At 74.1% G+C, this 17,113-nt stretch carries 12 protein-coding genes; 3 read left to right on the forward strand and 9 right to left on the reverse strand.

The features are described from left to right. Positions 1-3: 3 nt before the first annotated feature. Entirely contained in the window at positions 4-2,829 is a 2,826-nt protein-coding gene (locus MNY60_RS04475; RefSeq protein WP_242360099.1) for a 2-oxoglutarate dehydrogenase E1 component, read from the forward strand. Positions 2,830-2,834: 5 nt separating this feature from the next. Continuing rightward, positions 2,835-4,121 carry a 2-oxoglutarate dehydrogenase complex dihydrolipoyllysine-residue succinyltransferase gene (gene odhB / locus MNY60_RS04480; protein ID WP_242360100.1) on the forward strand — a complete coding sequence of 429 codons (1,287 nt, stop codon included), beginning with the start codon at positions 2,835-2,837 and terminating at the stop codon, positions 4,119-4,121. A 66-nt stretch (positions 4,122-4,187) separates the two neighbouring features. Here odhB and MNY60_RS04485 read toward each other — a convergent pair whose 3' ends face one another. From MNY60_RS04485 to hrpB, 4 genes are all read right to left on the reverse strand, one after another. After that, a complete protein-coding gene (locus MNY60_RS04485) occupies positions 4,188-4,706 on the reverse strand; it encodes an SgcJ/EcaC family oxidoreductase (protein ID WP_242352602.1) in 519 nt (172 codons plus the stop codon). A gap of 186 nt (positions 4,707-4,892) precedes the next feature. After that, positions 4,893-5,639: a DUF72 domain-containing protein gene (locus tag MNY60_RS04490; protein WP_242334250.1), complete on the reverse strand. Its 747-nt coding sequence runs from the start codon at positions 5,637-5,639 to the stop codon at positions 4,893-4,895. A gap of 9 nt (positions 5,640-5,648) precedes the next feature. Continuing rightward, positions 5,649-6,761 (reverse strand): non-homologous end-joining DNA ligase, encoded by a 1,113-nt coding sequence (gene ligD, locus MNY60_RS04495; RefSeq protein ID WP_242360101.1) that lies wholly within the window; start codon positions 6,759-6,761, stop codon positions 5,649-5,651. 86 nt (positions 6,762-6,847) lie between these two features. Next, positions 6,848-9,451 carry an ATP-dependent helicase HrpB gene (hrpB, locus tag MNY60_RS04500; RefSeq protein ID WP_242360102.1) on the reverse strand — a complete coding sequence of 868 codons (2,604 nt, stop codon included), beginning with the start codon at positions 9,449-9,451 and terminating at the stop codon, positions 6,848-6,850. Between the two features lie 240 nt (positions 9,452-9,691). On the opposite strand from hrpB, the gene MNY60_RS04505 reads away from it, so the two are divergent. Then, positions 9,692-11,554, forward strand: a complete 1,863-nt coding sequence (locus tag MNY60_RS04505) for a methyl-accepting chemotaxis protein (protein WP_242360103.1) — start codon at positions 9,692-9,694, stop codon at positions 11,552-11,554. A gap of 21 nt (positions 11,555-11,575) precedes the next feature. On the opposite strand, the gene clpA is transcribed toward MNY60_RS04505, so the two are convergent. From clpA to MNY60_RS04530, 5 genes are all read right to left on the reverse strand, one after another. Beyond that, the gene (gene clpA, locus MNY60_RS04510; protein ID WP_242360104.1) at positions 11,576-13,864 is read right to left on the reverse strand and encodes an ATP-dependent Clp protease ATP-binding subunit ClpA; all 2,289 of its coding nucleotides are present in this window, start codon (positions 13,862-13,864) and stop codon (positions 11,576-11,578) included. Positions 13,865-13,874: 10 nt separating this feature from the next. Beyond that, positions 13,875-14,201: an ATP-dependent Clp protease adaptor ClpS gene (locus tag MNY60_RS04515; protein WP_242334264.1), complete on the reverse strand. Its 327-nt coding sequence runs from the start codon at positions 14,199-14,201 to the stop codon at positions 13,875-13,877. Positions 14,202-14,458: 257 nt separating this feature from the next. Then, positions 14,459-15,166 (reverse strand): leucyl/phenylalanyl-tRNA--protein transferase, encoded by a 708-nt coding sequence (gene aat / locus MNY60_RS04520; protein WP_242334267.1) that lies wholly within the window; start codon positions 15,164-15,166, stop codon positions 14,459-14,461. 89 nt (positions 15,167-15,255) lie between these two features. Next, positions 15,256-15,900 (reverse strand): hypothetical protein, encoded by a 645-nt coding sequence (locus tag MNY60_RS04525; RefSeq protein ID WP_242334270.1) that lies wholly within the window; start codon positions 15,898-15,900, stop codon positions 15,256-15,258. Positions 15,901-15,995: 95 nt separating this feature from the next. Beyond that, the gene (locus MNY60_RS04530) at positions 15,996-16,865 is read right to left on the reverse strand and encodes a sigma-70 family RNA polymerase sigma factor (RefSeq protein WP_242352598.1); all 870 of its coding nucleotides are present in this window, start codon (positions 16,863-16,865) and stop codon (positions 15,996-15,998) included. Positions 16,866-17,113 lie beyond the last annotated feature (248 nt).

Genomic DNA, 17,113 nt, shown 5'->3' on the forward strand with positions numbered 1-17,113 from the left:
GACATGTCATCACCCGAGACCGATCTTCCCGTCCCGGCGCCGAGCGCCAACAACCTGAGCTTCGTCGAGAAGCTGTACTACGAGTGGCTCGCCGAGCCCAGCGCGGTGGACGAGCGCTGGCGCAGGTACTTCGAGGCGCTGCCGGCCTCCCCGGGCAGCGAGCCGGCGCCGGAGGCGTTCGCGCCTCGGCGGCCGAACGGGGCCGCGCACGCCGCCCCTGCTGCTGCGGCGACCGCATCGGCGGACGCCGCGTTCCAGGCGCGGGTGGACCGGCTCGTCACCGCGTACCGCGAGTACGGCCACCTGCGGGCCGACCTCGATCCCCTGGCGCTCACCCGCCGCGCGGAACGCTTCTCGCTCGCGGCGTTCGGGCTCTCCGAGGCGGACCTCGACCGGCCCGCGGCGGACCCGGAGGGGCACCGCGGCGACACGCTCCGCCAGCTCGTGGCGAGGCTGGAGGAGACCTACTGCCGGACGATCGGCGTCGAGCTCGCGCACATGCACGACGCCGACCTGCGCGGCTGGCTCGAGCAGCGGATGGAGCGCACGCGCAACCGCGTGTCGCTCGACGCTGGGGTGAAGAAGCGGCTGCTCGAGAAGCTCGTCGAGGCGGAGACGCTCGAGCAGTACCTCGGGACGAAGTTCCTCGGCGCGAAGCGCTTCAGCGTGGAGGGCGCCGAGGGGCTCCTGCCGCTCTTCGAGCTCGCGGTGGATCGGGCCATCGGCCACGGGGTGCGCAACGTCGTCATCGGCATGGCGCACCGCGGGCGGCTCAACGTGCTCGCCAACGTGGTCGGCAAGCCGCTCCGCGACATCTTCGCCGAGTTCCGCGACGCAGCCATCGTGAACGCCGGCGGGGGCGACGTGAAGTACCACCTCGGCTACTCCTCGGACCGCGAGAGCGCCGAGGGCGTCCTCGTGCACCTGTCGCTCGCGTTCAACCCGAGCCACCTCGAGTGGATCGACACGGTGGTGCAGGGGCGGGTGCGCGCGAAGCAGGATCGCTACAGCGACACCGGGCGCCAGCGCTCGCTGCCCATCCTCGTCCACGGCGACGCGGCGTTCGCGGCCCAGGGCGTCGTCGCCGAGTCGCTCCAGATGTCGGAGCTCGAGGCGTACACGGTGGGCGGCACGATCCACGTCATCGTGAACAACCAGGTCGGCTTCACGACCTCGCCCCGCGACGCGCGCTCGACGACCTACAGCACCGGCCCCGCGCGCATGCTGCAGATCCCCATCATCCACGTGAACGGCGAGGACATGGAGGCGGTCGCCCAGGCGGTGCTGATCGCCGTCGACTTCCGCCAGCGCTTCCACCGGGACGTGGTGATCGACCTGTGGACCTACCGGCGGCACGGCCACAACGAGGGGGACGAGCCGGCGTTCACCCAGCCCGTCATGTACCGGGCCATCGCGCGCAAGCCGACCCTGAAGGCGCTCTACGCGCAGGCGCTCGTGAAGGAGGGGACGCTCGCGGCCGGCGAGCTCGAGCAGATGGTCGCGCGCTACCGCGCGCGGCTCGAGGAGGCGTACCACGACTCGGCGAAGATCGCGGTCCAGGCGGGCGCCCCGCCGATGACCGGGTTCTGGAAGGACATCCGCGGCGGGGCGGTGGGCCGCGAGGAGCCGCAGACCGGCGTCGCGCCGGACGTCTTGCGGAGGGTGGGCGACCTGCTCGTCGAGGTCCCGCGCGGCTTCCGCGTTCACCCGAAGCTCGCGAAGGTGCTCGAGGCGCGCGCCCAGATGGTGCGCGGCGAGAAGCCGGTGGACTGGGCGATGGCGGAGGAGCTCGCGCTCGGCACGCTCGCGTGGGAGGGCACGCGCATCCGGCTCTCCGGCCAGGACACGCGGCGCGGAACCTTCAGCCACCGGCACGCGGTGCTCTACGACCACGAGTCGGGCATCCCGTACTCGCCGCTCGCCCATCTGCGGAGCGGCCAGGGTCCGGTCGAGATCCGCGACAGCCTGCTCTCGGAGGCGGGCGCGCTCGGGTTCGAGTACGGCTACAGCCTCGAGATGCCGGACGCGCTCACCGTCTGGGAGGCGCAGTTCGGCGACTTCGTGAACGCGGCGCAGGTCATCATCGACCAGTTCCTCTCCTCCGGAGAGGCCAAGTGGAACCGGCTCTCCGGGCTCGCGCTGCTCCTGCCTCACGGCATGGAGGGGCAGGGTCCGGAGCACTCGTCCGCGCGGCTCGAGCGCTTCCTCGAGCTGTCCGTGGACGACAACTGGCGCGTGGTGAACCTCACCACCCCCGCCCAGTACTTCCACGCGCTGCGCCGCCAGGTGCGCTCGCCGTACCGCAAGCCGCTCGTGGTGATGTCGCCGAAGAGCCTCCTCAGGCACCCGAAGGTCGTGTCGCCGCTCGATCAGCTCGCGCAGGAGCGCTTCCGCCCCGTGATCGACGACGAGTGGGTCGACCCAACGGAGACGACGCGGGTCGTCCTGTGCTCGGGCAAGCTCTACTACGACCTCGCCGCCGCGCGGGAGGCTCAGGGTGCGCGGCACGCGGCGATCGTACGACTCGAGCAGCTCTACCCGCTCGACGTGGAGTCGGTGCGGACCGCCATCGCGCGCTTCCGCCCGGGGGTCGAGATCGTCTGGTCGCAGGAGGAGCCGTCGAACATGGGCGCGTGGGACTACGTGAACGCCCACCTCGCGCCGCGGCTCCCGTCGCGGATCGCGCTCGTCTCGCGCGGACCGTCGGCGAGCCCGGCGGCCGGGTCGGCGACGCGCCACCGGCTCGAGCAGGAGCAGCTCGTGCGCGAGGCCCTCGGAGAGCCCGTCTCGCGGATCCGCGCGGAGCGCGCGGCCGCCCAGGAGCGCTGAAGATCATGTCCATCCAGCTGAAGGTCCCGTCTCTCGGAGAGTCGGTGACGCAGGCCACCATCGGCGCGTGGCTCAAGAACGAAGGCGAGCGCGTCCAGGTGGACGAGCCGCTCGTCGAGGTCGAGAGCGAGAAGGCCACGGTGGCGGTCCCGGCGCCCGCCGCGGGCGTCCTGAAGCGGGTGCTGAAGCGCACCGGCGACACCGTCGCGGTGGGGGAGGCCATCGCGGAGCTCGAGGAGGGCGCCGCCGGCGAGGCGGCCGCGACGTCCCCGCTCGGCTCGGGCCCCACGCCGGGTGGCGTCGTCCCCGTGGCGCGGGCCGAGCCTCCGCCCCCTGCTCCGGCTCCGCCTGCAGCGGCCCCACCGACCGTGCGTTCCGCGCCGCCGGCCCCCGCACCCTCCGCGGGTGCGCGCCGGGCCCCGCCGAGCGCGCGGCGGCTCCTCGCCGAGCACGGGCTCGAGCTGGGCGCCGTGGCGGGCTCGGGCCCCGGAGGCCAGGTGCGCAAGGAGGACGTGGTGCGCGCCCTCGAGCGGCCGGCGGCGGCGCGCGGTCCCGCGCCCGCGCCCGCGCCGGCCCCCAAGGACGGCGCGACCGCCCGGGAGCGCGTCGTGGCGATGACGTCGCTCCGGCGCACGGTCGCTCGCCGGCTCGTGGAGGCCCAGCAGACCGCCGCGATCCTCACCACCTTCAACGAGATCGACATGTCGCGCGTGCTCGCGCTGCGCGAGCGGCACGGGGAGACGTTCCTCGCGAAGCACGGCGTGAAGCTCGGCTTCATGTCCTTCTTCGTGAAGGCGGCGGTCGAGGGGCTGCGCGCGTTCCCGGTGGTGAACGCGGAGGTGCGCGGCACCGACATCGTCTACAAGGACCACTACGACATCGGGGTGGCGGTCGGCGGCGGCAAGGGGCTCGTGGTCCCCATCGTGCGCGACGCGGACGCGCTCTCCTTCGCCGACGTGGAGAAGACGATCGGCGAGCTCGCCAGGAAGGCGCGGGACAACCGCATCACGATGGACGACCTCGCCGGCGGTACGTTCACGATCTCGAACGGCGGCATCTACGGCTCGCTGCTCTCGACGCCCATCCTGAACCCGCCGCAGTCCGGGATCCTCGGGCTCCACAAGATCGAGAAGCGCGCGGTGGTCGAGGGGGACGCGATCGTCGCGCGGCCGATGATGTACGTCGCCCTCTCGTACGACCACCGCATCGTCGACGGACGCGAGGCGGTGCAGTTCCTCATCGCGGTGAAGAACGCCATCGAGGATCCCGAGCGGATCCTGCTCGAGATCTGAGGCGGGACGGGTCGGCGGCCGGGCGTCCCCGGAGCCCTCGAGAGGGGCGAGGATCGCCCGCCGTGCTCAGCGCTGCCCGGCTCCCGTTCTCGCACCGCCGCGGGCGGCCGGGGGCGCGGCGCCGGGTCGTCCGCCGGGCAGGAAGAAGTAGACGCGCGCGTCGAGCACCATCCACTGCCCGGAGTCGTCCTTCTTCATGAGGACGGAGGCGTGGGGGTGGGCGGGACGGGGAGCGGCGGCCGGGAGGTTCGGCCCCGTGACGTCCTGATCGAGGTCGAGCAGCACGGCCTCTCCGAGCGTCCGGACGCGCTCGATGCGGATGCGGTGCTTCGAGCCCTTGAGCGGCCCGGCGAGATCCTCGCGGAACCGCTCGAGCACCTGTTCCCGCCCGAACGCGCGCTGACCGCGCGGGTTGACGAAGGTGCCGTCCGGCGCGAAGAACGCGGCCAGGGCGTTCGCGTCGTGGGCGTTGAACGCCGCCTCGAGCTCCCCCACGCGCTTCTCGAGATCCGGCGCCGCGGCGGCTCGCTCGCCCTCCGCCGCTGCGGGGATCGCGATCGCCAGCGAGAGTACGGCGGCTGCCATCCGCTTCCTCATGGTGAACCTCCCTGGCACACGGTGAGTGACGGCGTGCCGGATGGTCGCAGCCATATCGCGGGCGCGCTCGCGCGCCCGCTCACGCGTGGGGGAGCACGCCGCGCTGCGTTCGCACGTGCTGCGGGCGAGCGGGCGGCTCGGCGCCGGGGCGGGGGCTCGCGCCGGGCACGGGCGTCACGGCGACGCGCCGAGCGCCGGGCGCTCCTCGCCCACGAGGGCGAGGAGCGTGAGGGCGTCGTGCACGGCGTGCCCGCCGAGGTCGTTGTTGAAGTAGACGAAAGCGTCGCCGCCGCTCTCCGTCCACGCGAGGAGCTCGGCCGCGAACGGCCGGAGCGCCTCCACCCCGTATCGCCCCGAGTAGCGCCCGGTCGTGCCGTGGAAGCGCACGTAGCGGAAGCGTCCCGTGAGGCGGGGGGGCGGGCGCCTGATCTGGTCGTGCTCGCAGAAGGCGGCGCCGTGACGATCGAGCACGTCACACGTCTCCTCCGAGTACCAGCCCTCGTTCCGGAACTCGACGACGTGGGGGCCGGCGGGGACCCGTCCGAGGAACCGATCGAGGCGGGGAAGGTCGGGCTTCATGTGCGGGGGAAGCTGCCAGAGCACCGGCCCGAGCTTCCGGCCGAACCGCGACACCGGCGCGTAGAAGCGCTCCAGCCCGGTCTCGGCGTCGAGCAGCCGCTTGAGGTGCGTGAGGTAGCGGCTGCCCTTCACCGCGAAGGTGAACCCGCGCGGCACCACCGAGCGCCACCGCTCGACCGCCTCCGGCGTCGGGAGCCGGTAGAACGTCGCGTTCATCTCGACCGTGTCGAAGAACCGGGCGTAGTGCGGGAGCCACTCGCGCTGGGGCAGCCCCTCCGGATAGAGGACGCCGCGCCAGTGGCGATACTGGTACCCGCTCGTGCCGACGCGGACGCGTCCCATGTCGGCAATCTAACGGCGGCGCGCGATTCGGGAACGCCCGGCGGGAGTCGCTCGCGGGCCGGTTGAGCGCCGGCGCCGGCGCGGGCCCGGGGTCGACTTTCGGGTCGAGGAGGCCGAGCGGCCAGGGGTCGAGCTCGCAGTGGGGGAATCGTTCGGGGACGAGGTCGGGGTCGCCCCCGGCCGCTCGCGCACGACGTCCTCCGGTCGCTTGTCCTCCCGGAGCCCCTGGAACGACGGGTGGCGGATCTTGCCGTCGTGCGTCCACTCGGTGAACGCGACCTCGCAGACGAGCTCGGGCCGGACCCAGTGCGCGCTGCGGCCCAGCCCGCCGGCGGGCGGCGGCGTGAACGGGGACTCCTGCCGTGAGAGCGGCGCGAGCCGCTCCCGCAGGGCGCGGGCGCCCTCGTTCGTCCACCCCGTCCCGACCTTCCCGGCGAAGCGCAGCGCGCCGCCCTCCGGGTAGCCGACGAGCAGCGCGCCGATGGCGTCGCGGGCCGCCCCCTCGGGATCGGTGAAGCCGCCGACGACGAGCTCCTGCCGGAGCACGCACTTCGCCTTGACCCAGGTGGCGTTCCTCCCGGGACGGTAGGGGCGGTCGATCCGCTTGGAGACGATGCCCTCGAGGCCGAGCCGGCACGCCTCCCGGTGGACGTCGCGGCCGCTCCCGGAGAAATGCTGTGCGTAGCGGATGATCCCGGCGCCCTCGCCGACGAGCCGCGCGAGGACGGCCTTGCGCTCGAGGAGCGGGCGCTCGGCCAGATCCTGCCCATCGAGGTGGAGGAGGTCGAAGACGAAGTAGAGGAGCTCGCGCCGCCCCGCGCCGAAGGCGTTCTGCAGCGCCTGGAAGCTCGTGCGCCCGTCGGGCAGTACGGCGGCGACCTCCCCGTCGAGGAGCGCCGAGCGGACCTTCAGCTTCCGCGCGGCGGCGGCGACCTCCGGGAACTGGGCCGTCCAGTCCTTGCCGTTGCGGCTCCAGAGCGTGACGGCGCCGTCCTCGATCGCGCAGCCGATCCGGTAGCCGTCGTACTTGATCTCGTGGACCCAGGCGGCGCCCTCGGGCGCCTCGTCCACGAGCTGCGCGAGCTGTGCGCGATAGGGCTGGACCTTCGTGCGTGAGGCCACGGATCCGAAGCTCGCAACGCGAGGAGGCCCGGCCAAGCCCCGGAGGTTCCGCCCGCCGCCCGCCGAGGCCGCGCTCGAGGCGCCCGCTACCTCCGCGCCGGCGGCGGCGAGGCGTGGCGCGGATCCTCCGGCCACGCGTGGCGCGGGTAGCGCCGGGCGAGCTCGCGTCGGATCGACGGGTAATGCCGCTCCCAGAAGCCGGCGAGGTCGGTCGTCACCTGCACGGCGCGCTGGTTCGGGGCGAGCAGATGCAGGACGAGCGGCACCTTCCCGCCGGCGAGCGCCGGGCCCTGCGCGAGGCCGAAGAAGTCCTGCAGGCGGCTCTCGATCCAGGGCGGCTTGCCGGCCTCGTAGTGGACGCGGGTGCTGCGCCCGCCGGGCAGCGTCAGCCGCTCGGGCGCGAGCCGCTCCAGCGCGGCGCGGGCCCTCGGGTCCTGGCGGGCGAGGATCGCGCCGGGCAGGTCCGCCTCGCGCAGCTCCGCGAAGCTCCGCCGCCCGGCGCACAGGTCGCGGAGCGCCGCGGCGAGCTCCTCGTCGGAGGGCGGCGAGAGGCCCGCGTCCGGCGCGTGCCGCGCCGCGAAGGCGAGGCGCGCGACGAGCCGGTCCACGGCGCCCTCCGGCGCGAACGCGCTCGGCCCGCGGGCCAGCGCCTCCTCGGCGAGGAGCGCGGCGACCTTCTCCGGATCCGCCTTCGGCGCGCGGACCTCCTCCAGCACCAGGTCCTCGTACACGAGCCGCTCGGTCGCCTCCACACGCTCGGCGGCGCCGTTCCATCCGACGGCGTCCTCGTAGCGGAGCGCCGCAGGGAACAGATCGAGCAGCATCTCGTCGGTCACGGCGCTCGCGACGCGCACCCGCGCCTCGGCGGCGCGGGCGCCCGGCGGGCGGCGATCGCCGCGGCGCTCCTCCGCGTCGACCGCCACGAGGAGCGGCGCCTCGCGCACCACGCTCGCGGGGTCGAGCCGCGCGCTGCCACCGCCGACGAGGACCACCTCGTCCGACCCCGGCGCGCGCCGCCGCGCGACGCGATCCGGATAGGCGGCGAGGGTGGCGAGGAGCAGCGCGTGCTCCTCGGAGGTGGTGCCGGCGAGCGGGGAGGAGGGCGCGGCCGGGGACGGGGACGACGTCGAGGGCGGCCCGATCGACCTCAGCAGCCGCTGCAGCTGCCTCCGGCTCCGCTCGACGGCCTGCACCGCGCCCGGCTCGAGCCCCATGCGCCGGAGCCGCTCCGGCGCGAAGCGCGCGCGCGCGGCCTCCTCGAACGCCTGCGCGAGCTCGAGCAGGTCGGAAGGGCCGGTCGGCGGGAGCGCTCCGCCCGCGAGCGCGCGGCGATCGCGCACGTCGCGCTCGCCCAGGAGGGCGGCGAGGAGCGCGCCGGCGTCGGGGGCGCCGCGCGCGGCCGCCTCGATCGCGAGCCGCGCCTGGCGGGGGTGGACGGGCAGGCGGAGCATGCGCCGACCGGCCTCGGAGATGGCGCCGCGCGGGTCGATGGCGCCCAGCCGGACGAGCAGCCCGCGCGCGGCCTCCCACGCGGCCGGAGGCGGCGGCTCGAACCACTCGAGCCCCTCGGCGGCGTCGAGGGCGGCCAGGGCGAGGAGCGTCTCCGACAGGTCCTCGCGGAGGATCTCCGGCACCTCGAACCCGGGGCGGGCGTCGTGATCGTGGCGCGTGTAGAGGCGGAGCGCGCGCCCGGGCCGGGTGCGGCCGGCGCGGCCGGCGCGCTGTGCGGCGGAGGCCCGGCTGATCTTGCGGAGCTCGAGGGTCGGGAGCCCCGACCACGGGGAGTGCGACGCGACGCGCGCGAGCCCCGAGTCCACCACGGCCACCACTCCTTCCAGGGTGACGGAGGTCTCGGCGACGTTCGTCGAGAGGATCACCTTCCGGCGCGGCCCGGGCCGCACGGCCCGGTCCTGCTCCTCGGGCGGCAGATCGCCGTGCAAGGGCAGGAGGTCCACCTCCGCGGTCGCTGCCCACGCCGCGAGCGCCTCCCGCGCCCGCCGGATCTCCGCGGCCCCCGGGAGGAAGACGAGCACGTCGCGGTCGATCCCCTCGCGGTGAAGCCGGCGCACGGCGCGCGCGACCGCGTCCTCGAGCCGGACGTCCGGCCGGGCCGCCTCCTCGGGGGAGAGGTACTCGACGGCGACCTCGAAGCGCCGGCCCTCCGAGCGGAGCGAGGCGGCGCCCAGGAACCGGGCCACCGGTCCGGCGTCGAGCGTCGCCGACATCGCGACGAGCTTCAGATCGGGCCGCGAGGTCCGCTGCAGGCGGCGGAGCAGGGCGAGCGCGAGGTCGCCCTGGAGATGACGCTCGTGGAGCTCGTCGAGGACCACCACCCCGACGCCGGGCAGCGACGGCTCGGCGAGGAGCCGGCGCGTGAGGAGCCCCTCGGTCACGAAGCGGATGCGCGTGCTCGGGCCCGCCACCTCCTCGAACCGCACCTGGTAGCCGACCGTCTCGCCGGCGCGCTCGCCCCGCTCCTCCGCGACCCGCCGTGCCGCGAGCCGCGCCGCGAGCCGCCGCGGCTCGAGCACCACGACCTCGCCCTTGCCCGCGAGCCCGGCGGCGTGGATCGCGGGGGGGACCCGGGTCGTCTTGCCCGCGCCCGGCGGCGCCTCGATGACGAGGGACGGCCCGGCGCGGAGCGCCGCGACCGCGTCCGCCAGGATGTCGTCGATGGGGAGCCGCTGCACGCGCGGGGTTGTACCCGAGGGAAGGGGCCGACGCGACTGCGCCCGGGATCGGGGGGGGTGGCGGGGCGAGTCGGGGCCGAGGGTTCGTTCACCCTACGTCAACGCACATGCGAGCGATATCGGCTCTACAGGCAAATCCCGGGTCGCGGCCATGTCGCTCGCCGACGGGGGCCGATCGGAGTTTGCACACCCCCTCCGGGATGCGAAACTCGGTGCGCCCCCCACTGGAGGTCGCTCGCCGTGCGCACCGCATCGCTCAGGAACAGGTTCCTCGTCTCGCTCGCCGCGGTGCTCTCTCTCACCATCGCTCTCGCCGCCCTCGTCACGCGATCGGCGCGGGAGCGCCAGCTCCTCGACGCCGCCTCCGGAGAGATGCTGGCCGACGTGGCGGCGTTCGACGCCGCGGTCGCCGCCGACGCGGAGGGGCTCTCGCGCGCGCTCACCGTGCTCGCGCACCAGGAGCGCCTCCTCGCGCCGTTCGCCACCCACGATCGCGACGGGCTCCTCGCCGCGGCCGCCCCGCTGTTCGCCGAGCTGAAGGCGACGAACGCGATCACGCACATGTACTTCATCGATCCGGACGGGCGCGTCTTCCTGCGCGCCCACAAGCCCGAGCAGCGGGACGACGTCCTCAAGCGCGCGACCTTCCTCGCCGCCGCGAAGACCGGCCGGAACGCGCACGGCATCGAGCTCGGCAAGAACTTCTTCTCGCTGCGGAGCGTCCGGCCGGTGTCGCTCGGCGGCGCGCCGCTCGGGTACCTCGAGGTGGCCGAGGAGATCGACCACCTCTTCGCCCAGACGAAGGCGGTCACCGGCGAGGACGCCGCGCTGTTCCTGCGCACCGACTACCTGCGCGCCAAGGGGGCGGAGCCGACGAAGGAGGTCGTCGGCGAGTTCCAGCTGCTCGAGGCGACCGACCGGGCGCTCGCGCACGAGCTCGGCGGCGCGGTGGGGCTCGCCGGCGGGCTCGAGGCCCCGGTCGCGCGGCTCTTCCGGCGCGGCGACGCGTGGTACGTGGCCGGGATCGGTCCGCTGCGGGACGCGAGCGGGGAGGTCGCCGGGGTCCTCTTCTTCTTCCGCGACGCGACCGCGCTCCACGCCGCGTCGGTGCGCGACGGCTGGACGACGATGGCCCTCATCGCCGCGATGATGGTGGTCGCCGGGGCGCTGCTGTACGGCTCGCTGCGGCGCAGCCTGTTCGCGCTGCGCGAGGCGGCCGCCGCGTCCGCCCGGATGGCCGCGGGCGACCTCTCGATCCGGATCGAGGCGCGCGCCCTGGACGAGGCGGGGCAGGTGCTCTCGGCCATGCGCGACACCGTCGGCCAGCTGCGCGGCGCGGTCGGGCAGGTCCGCGACGCGGCGGACGGCGTGGCGTCGGGCAGCGAGAAGCTGCGGGGGGGCGCGGAGCTCATCGCCCGGACGACCTCCGAGCAGGCCGCCGCGGCGGAGGAGGCGGCGGCCAGCGTCGAGGAGATCTCGGCGACGATCGTCGCCACCGCGCGGGACGCCGACGCGGCGGAGCGCTCGGCGCTCGCGTCGGCTGCGTCGGCGGAGGAGGGCGGACGCGCCGTCACCGAGGCCGTGGCCGCCATGCGGCAGATCGCGGAGAAGACCGGGATCGTGGAGGAGATCGCCTACCAGACGAACCTCCTCGCGCTGAACGCCGCCATCGAGGCCGCCCGCGCCGGCGAGCACGGCAGGGGATTCGCGGTGGTGGCCTCCGAGGTGCGCTCCCTCGCCGAGCGGAGCCGCGGCGCGGCGCAGGAGATCGGCGAGCTCTCGGACTCGACCGTGGCGGTCGCGGAGCGGGCGGGGGCGGTGCTCGGCCGGCTCGTGGCGGACATCCGAAAGAGCGCCGAGCAGGTCCGCGACATGGCCGCTGCCACGCGCGCGCTCGCGACGGGCGCCGCGCAGATCAGCGGAGCCGTGCAGGGGCTGAGCTCCGGCGTCCAGCACACCGCGGGCGCGGCCCAGGAGATCGAGGCCACCGCGCAGGACCTGGAGCGCCGCGCCGACGAGCTGCAGGCGGCGATCGCGTTCTTCCGGCTGGGCTCGGCGGGCGAGGAGCCCGCAGCGCTGCCGGCGCCTCGCCGCGCCGCCTGAGCGAAGCGCCGGACGGCGCGGTCAGACGGGCTCGGGCTCCGGCACCCGCGGGGCCGCGACCGCCGCATTCACCACGAGGCGGAGCTTCGAGCCGTCCGGCTCCACCTCCACGCGGACGGTGCCGCCGTCGTGGAGCTCGCCGAACAGGATCTTCTCGGCGAGCGGCTTCTTGACCTCGTTCTGGATGAGCCGGGCCATCGGCCGGGCGCCCATCTTGCGGTCGAAGCCGTGCTCCGCGAGCCAGGCGCGGCCCTCGAGGCTCAGCTCGACGTGCACCTTGCGCTCGGCGAGCTGCGCCTCGAGCTCCTTCACCATCTTGTCGACGACGCGGGCGATCACCTCCGCCGGCAGGGAGTCGAACGCCACCCACGCGTCGAGGCGGTTGCGGAACTCCGGGCTGAAGGTCCGCTCGATCGCGTTCCGCGCGTTGCCGGGCTCCGACAGGTCCGAGCCGAACCCGACGCGCCGGGCCGAGAGCTCCTGCGCCCCTGCGTTCGTCGTCATCACGAGGATGACGTGCCGGAAGTCGGCCTTGCGGCCGTTGTTGTCGGTGAGCGTCGCGTGATCCATCACCTGCAGGAGCAGGTTGTAGATGTCCGGGTGGGCCTTCTCGATCTCGTCGAGGAGCAGGACCGCGTACGGCGTCTTGCGGATCGCGTCGGTGAGGAGCCCGCCCTGGTCGAACCCGACGTAGCCGGGGGGCGCGCCGATGAGCCGGGAGACGGTGTGCTTCTCCTGGTACTCCGTCATGTCGAAGCGCAGGAACTCGACGCCGAGGATCCGCGCGAGCTGCTTCGCGAGCTCGGTCTTCCCGACGCCGGTCGGGCCGGAGAAGAGGAAGTTGCCGATGGGCCGCTCGGGGGCGCCGAGCCCGGAGCGCGACAGCTTGATGGCGGAGACGATCGCCTCCACCGCCGGGTCCTGCCCGTAGATGACCTTCTTGAGCTCGGGCTCCAGGTTGCGCAGCTGCGTCTCGTCGTCCGCCGACACGGTGCGCTCGGGGATCTTGGCGATCTTCGCGACCACCCGCTCCACGTCGCGGGCGGTGACGCGGTGGCGACGGCGCGCCTCCGCGCGCATCCGGTCGCGCGCGCCGGCCTCGTCGAGGACGTCGATGGCCTTGTCCGGGAGCTGCCGGTCGTTGATGTGCTTGGCCGAGAGCTCGGCCGCCGCGCGGAGGGAGCGGGGGGTGAACACGACGCCGTGGTGCTCCTCGTAGACCTTCTTCAGGCCCTTGAGGATGCGGATCGTGTCGTCGACGCTCGGCTCGTAGATCTCGATCTTCTGGAAGCGCCGCGCGAGGGCGTGGTCGCGGTCGAACGTCTGCTTGTAGTCGTGGAAGGTGGTCGAGCCGATGCAGCGCAGCTCGCCGGAGGCGAGCGCGGGCTTCAGGAGGTTCGACGCGTCCATGGACGAGCCGGTGGTGGCGCCCGCGCCGACGATGGTGTGGATCTCGTCGATGAACAGGATCGCGTTCGGCGTCTTCTTCACGCCGGCGATGACGCCCTTCAGCCGCTGCTCGAACTCGCCGCGGAACTTGGTGCCCGCGAGGAGGGCGCCCATGTCGAGCGAGTAGATCGCCGCCTTCTCGAGGACGGACGGGACCTTCTTCTCGTGGATGCGGAGCGCGAGCCCCTCCACGATCGCCGTCTTGCCCACGCCCGGCTCGCCCACGAACACCGGGTTGTTCTTGCGCCGGCGGCAGAGGACCTGGATGGTGCGCTCGATCTCCGAGTCGCGACCGATGAGCGGGTCGATGAGCCCCTGCGCCGCGCGCTCGACGAGGTTCACCGTGAAGGTCTTGAACGGATCCTTCACCGTGCGGGGCGCGCCGGACTCCTCGCCCCCCTCGTCCTGCGGCTCGTCGTCGCCGCCGCCCTCCTTGCCGATGCCGTGCGAGATGTACTGGAGGATGTCGAGGCGCCGGACGCCCTGCTTCTCGAGGAGGTACACAGCGTGCGAGCCGCGCTCTCGCGTGATCGCCACGAGCACGTCGCCCGCGTTGAGCTCGGTGCGCCCGGAGCCCTGCACGTGCCAGGCCGCCCGCTGCAGGACCCGCTGGAACGCCGCGGTCTGCTCGGGATCCTGCGACGTCCCGAGCGACTCGAGCGTGCGATCGAGGTACTCCTCGAGCTCGCGCTCGAGGAGCTTCAGGTCGGCGCCGCAGGCGAGCAGCACCTCGGAGGCCACCTTGTCGCGCGTCATCGCGTGCAGGAGGTGCTCGAGCGTCACGTACTCGTGGCGTCTCCGTCGCGCCTCCGCGACCGCGGCCTGAAGCGTCTGCTGCAGCTCCTTCGACACCGTCACCATGCCTGCTCCGCTACTCCGGCTCGACCGTCACGAGGAGCGGGTACTCCGCCTCGCGCGCGAGCTCCATCGTCTTCTCCGCCTTCGTCTCGGCGATCTCGAATGGATAGATACCGGCGACGCCCACCCCGTGCATGTGAACGTTCAGCATGATGCGGTGCGCGCTCTCGGGATCGTGGTGGAACACCGTCACGAGCACCCAGTCCACGAACTCCTGCGTGGTGTAGTCGTCGTTGTGCAGGAGTACCCGGTACAGGGACGGCCGCTTCGTCTCCTTCTCCGCCTTCGTCCGGGGGACGACGACGTCCGTGTCGCCCCCGGGGCGGGACCGCTCTGCCATGGCCTCACATTCTAAGCGTACGGCCTCCCCGCCGCGCGGGCCCACCGCGCGCGGCGGAGGGCCCGCGGCCGCGCGGTTCCCGTGCTCCGCGCGCTGCGGCACGGGGGTGCTCCGCCCCCGCAGGGGGCGCTCCGGGGAGGGGAAGGGCAGGGGAGCGGCGGCGCCACGTGGGCGCGACGGGCCGGACGCTTGCCGGGCCGAGGGGCTGGCGGGCATTCCGGAATCAGGGGCTCGCATAGGGGGCGGAGGGCCCGCGCTCACGAGCCGACGGTTCCAGCGGCCGCCTCGAGATCCCAGCGCCCGCGCAGGGTGGGCTTCTCGAGCGCCCGCGCCAGCCGCGCGAGGAAGTCCGCGCGCGGGATCTCTCGCGCGCCGAAGCGCGAGAGGTGCTCGGTGCGCACCTGGCAGTCGACGAGCCGCACGCCCCACGACGCGAGCCACTCGATCGAGCGGACGAACGCGACCTTCGAGGCGTCCGGCCGATCGGCGAACATCGACTCGCCGAAGAAGGCCGCGCCCAGCGAGACGCCGTAGAGCCCGCCCGCGAGCCCGTCGCCCTCCCACGCCTCGAACGAATGGGCGAAGCCGAGCCGGTGGAGGCGCACGTAGGCCTCGACCATCTCCGGCACGATCCAGGTCCCGGACTGCCCGGGCCGCTCGCGCGCGGCGCAGCGCCGGATCACGTCCTCGAAGGCGCGGTCGGCCGTGACGCGGTAGCGGCCGCGGCGCAGGGTGCGCGCGAGCGAGGCGGAGACGTGCAGCCACTCCGGCTCCAGCACGAGACGCGGGTCGGGCGACCACCAGAGGATGGGCGTGTCGTCGCCGTACCACGGGAAGATGCCCGTGGCGTAGGCGGTGAGGAGCCGCTCCGCCGAGAGGTCGCCGCCGACCGCCAGCAGCCCGTCGGGCTCGGCGAGCTCCGGATCCGGGAACGCGACCTCGCGCGAGAGCCGGTAGATCGACACGGCGCGAGTGTAGTGCGAGGCGGGCCCCGCGGACAGCCGTGCCGGGGGGACGCCTACGCGCGTCCCCCCGGCACCTACTTCGCTATCGCCTAGAAGTGACCCGCCCAGCCGACATAGGTCGGCGCCTCGAGGACCGGGTCGCGATCGGTCGAGCCGAGGCCGTCGCGCACGGCGACGCGCCGCTCGCGCCGGTCCGCCTCGCGCGCGTCGTACGTCGCGTGGACGGCGCCCACCGCCGCGCCGACGAGCAGCCCCACGCCCGCGCCGATCATCATGTCGCGCTGCCAGTTGTCCCACTCGTTCACGAGCGACACGCCCGTGCCGACGAGGAGGCCCGCGACGCCTCCGTAGGCCGCGTCGGTGGCGACCGTGGCCATCGGGTTCGGCCGCTCGCGCCGCTCCACGATGACCTCGGTCGCGGGCTGCGAGGCCGGCGGCGTCACCACTGTCGTCGAGGTCGGCGGCGGGGGCGGCGTCACCGTGGTGGTCGTCCCGCCCGACTGCCCGCTCGGCGGGTTCACCACCACCTGCTGCGAGGCGCCCCCCGGCGCCGCGGTCCCGCCGGTCGCGGGCTGCTGGGCGGGCGGCGGGGCCGGCTGCTGCGCCGGCGGCTGCTGCGGCTGCGTCTGCTGCTGCGGCGGCGTGTACGGCTGCTGGTACGTCGTCCCGGACTGAGCGAGCGCCGGGCTCGCGACGGCGAGCGCCGCCGCGAAGAGTGTCCCCTTGTCGAGCATCCCCTCACCTCCCGACCCCAAAGATGGGGTGAGGAGGGGAGGGCGGCAAACCGCAGGGTCCGCGAGCGCATCCGCCGCGCCCCGGACGCGGCGGATCACGGTCGCTGCAGCGAGAGAAACTCCTCGAGCGCCGACCGGACGGACGCCTGCACGGCCGCGGGGACCTCCGGGTGCGGCGCGGCCTTGCAGAGCGCGAGCGTCCGCTGGAGCGACTGGCAGCGCGCGTCGCAGCTCGGGCAGCGGGCGAGGTGGCGCTCCATGTCGGCGCAGAGCGTGGCGCTGATCTCGCCCTCGAGGTGCTTCGAGAAGAGCTCCACGATGTCCGGGCAGGGCTCCGCGGCGGGCTCGCCGGGGGCGGCCTTGCCTGCCGCGGCGGGCGGGGCGGCGGCGCCGGGGATCCCGAGCAGCGGCGCGACGGCCTCGCGCACCGCGACCCGCGCGCGGTGCAGGCGGCTCTTCACCGCCTCCACGCTGAGCCCCATGACCTCGGCGACCTCGGGGGCGGTGAGCCCCTCGACGTCGCGGAGCACGAGGACCTCACGGTACATGGGGTCGAGCGCGGCGATGGCCTGCTCGAGCGCGGCCTCGATCTGCCGGCCCGCGAGCGCGTCGTCGGGCGGGCGCGTCGGGTCCACCACCTGGCGCGCCGCCTCCCCGGAGACGCGCGCCTCGAGCGACTCCTCCTGCTCCGGCGCGAACTTCGAGCGCCGCCGCTTCTTGATGCAGAAGCTCCGCGCGATCGTATAGAGCCAGGTCGAGACGGAGGACGCGCCGCGGAAGTCCTTCACGTTTCGTGCGACCGCAAGGAGGGTCTCCTGCAAGACGTCCTTTGCGTCCTCCTCGTCACGGCACATCTTCAGCCCGAAGCGATACACGCTCCGTTGATGCCGTGACAGGAGCGCCTCCAGCGCCCGGCGGTCGCCCTCGCGGGCGCGCTCGAGCAGCTCGGTGTCCTTGGGGTCCATGAGGGGTGGGTCGTAACTCGGAGCGGTCGATGGAACAAGCACCGCGTCGTCGCTGCGGCCTCCGTCCGCTCCCTGCAGCCCGCCGCGGCGGCGGCAGCGGGCGTCGTCCCTCCCGCACGGAACGGCCCGCGCACCGGCGGGTGCGGCGCGTCCCGCGCGGGCTTGCGACCGGGCAAGAACCCGAGCCCCTCGCCCCTTCCGAGACCTTCCGTCGATATTTGATCCAAGACAATTTACGCCCCAGCGCG

This window comes from Anaeromyxobacter sp. SG17 (assembly GCF_022690695.1).
GTDB classification, from domain to species: Bacteria; Myxococcota; Myxococcia; order Myxococcales; family Anaeromyxobacteraceae; genus Anaeromyxobacter; species Anaeromyxobacter soli.

Bases quoted from the DNA above. Each gene is read 5' to 3' on its own strand.
- MNY60_RS04490 (WP_242334250.1), bottom strand. From the start codon at position 5,639: ATGGGACGCGTCCGCGTCGGCACGAGCGGGTACCAGTATCGCCACTGG.
- MNY60_RS04485 (WP_242352602.1), bottom strand. From the start codon at position 4,706: ATGGCAGCCGCCGTACTCTCGCTGGCGATCGCGATCCCCGCAGCGGCG.
- MNY60_RS04515 (WP_242334264.1), bottom strand. From the start codon at position 14,201: ATGGCAGAGCGGTCCCGCCCCGGGGGCGACACGGACGTCGTCGTCCCC.
- clpA (WP_242360104.1), bottom strand. From the start codon at position 13,864: ATGGTGACGGTGTCGAAGGAGCTGCAGCAGACGCTTCAGGCCGCGGTC.
- MNY60_RS04525 (WP_242334270.1), bottom strand. From the start codon at position 15,900: ATGCTCGACAAGGGGACACTCTTCGCGGCGGCGCTCGCCGTCGCGAGC.
- MNY60_RS04530 (WP_242352598.1), bottom strand. From the start codon at position 16,865: ATGGACCCCAAGGACACCGAGCTGCTCGAGCGCGCCCGCGAGGGCGAC.
- MNY60_RS04475 (WP_242360099.1), top strand. From the start codon at position 4: ATGTCATCACCCGAGACCGATCTTCCCGTCCCGGCGCCGAGCGCCAAC.
- odhB (WP_242360100.1), top strand. From the start codon at position 2,835: ATGTCCATCCAGCTGAAGGTCCCGTCTCTCGGAGAGTCGGTGACGCAG.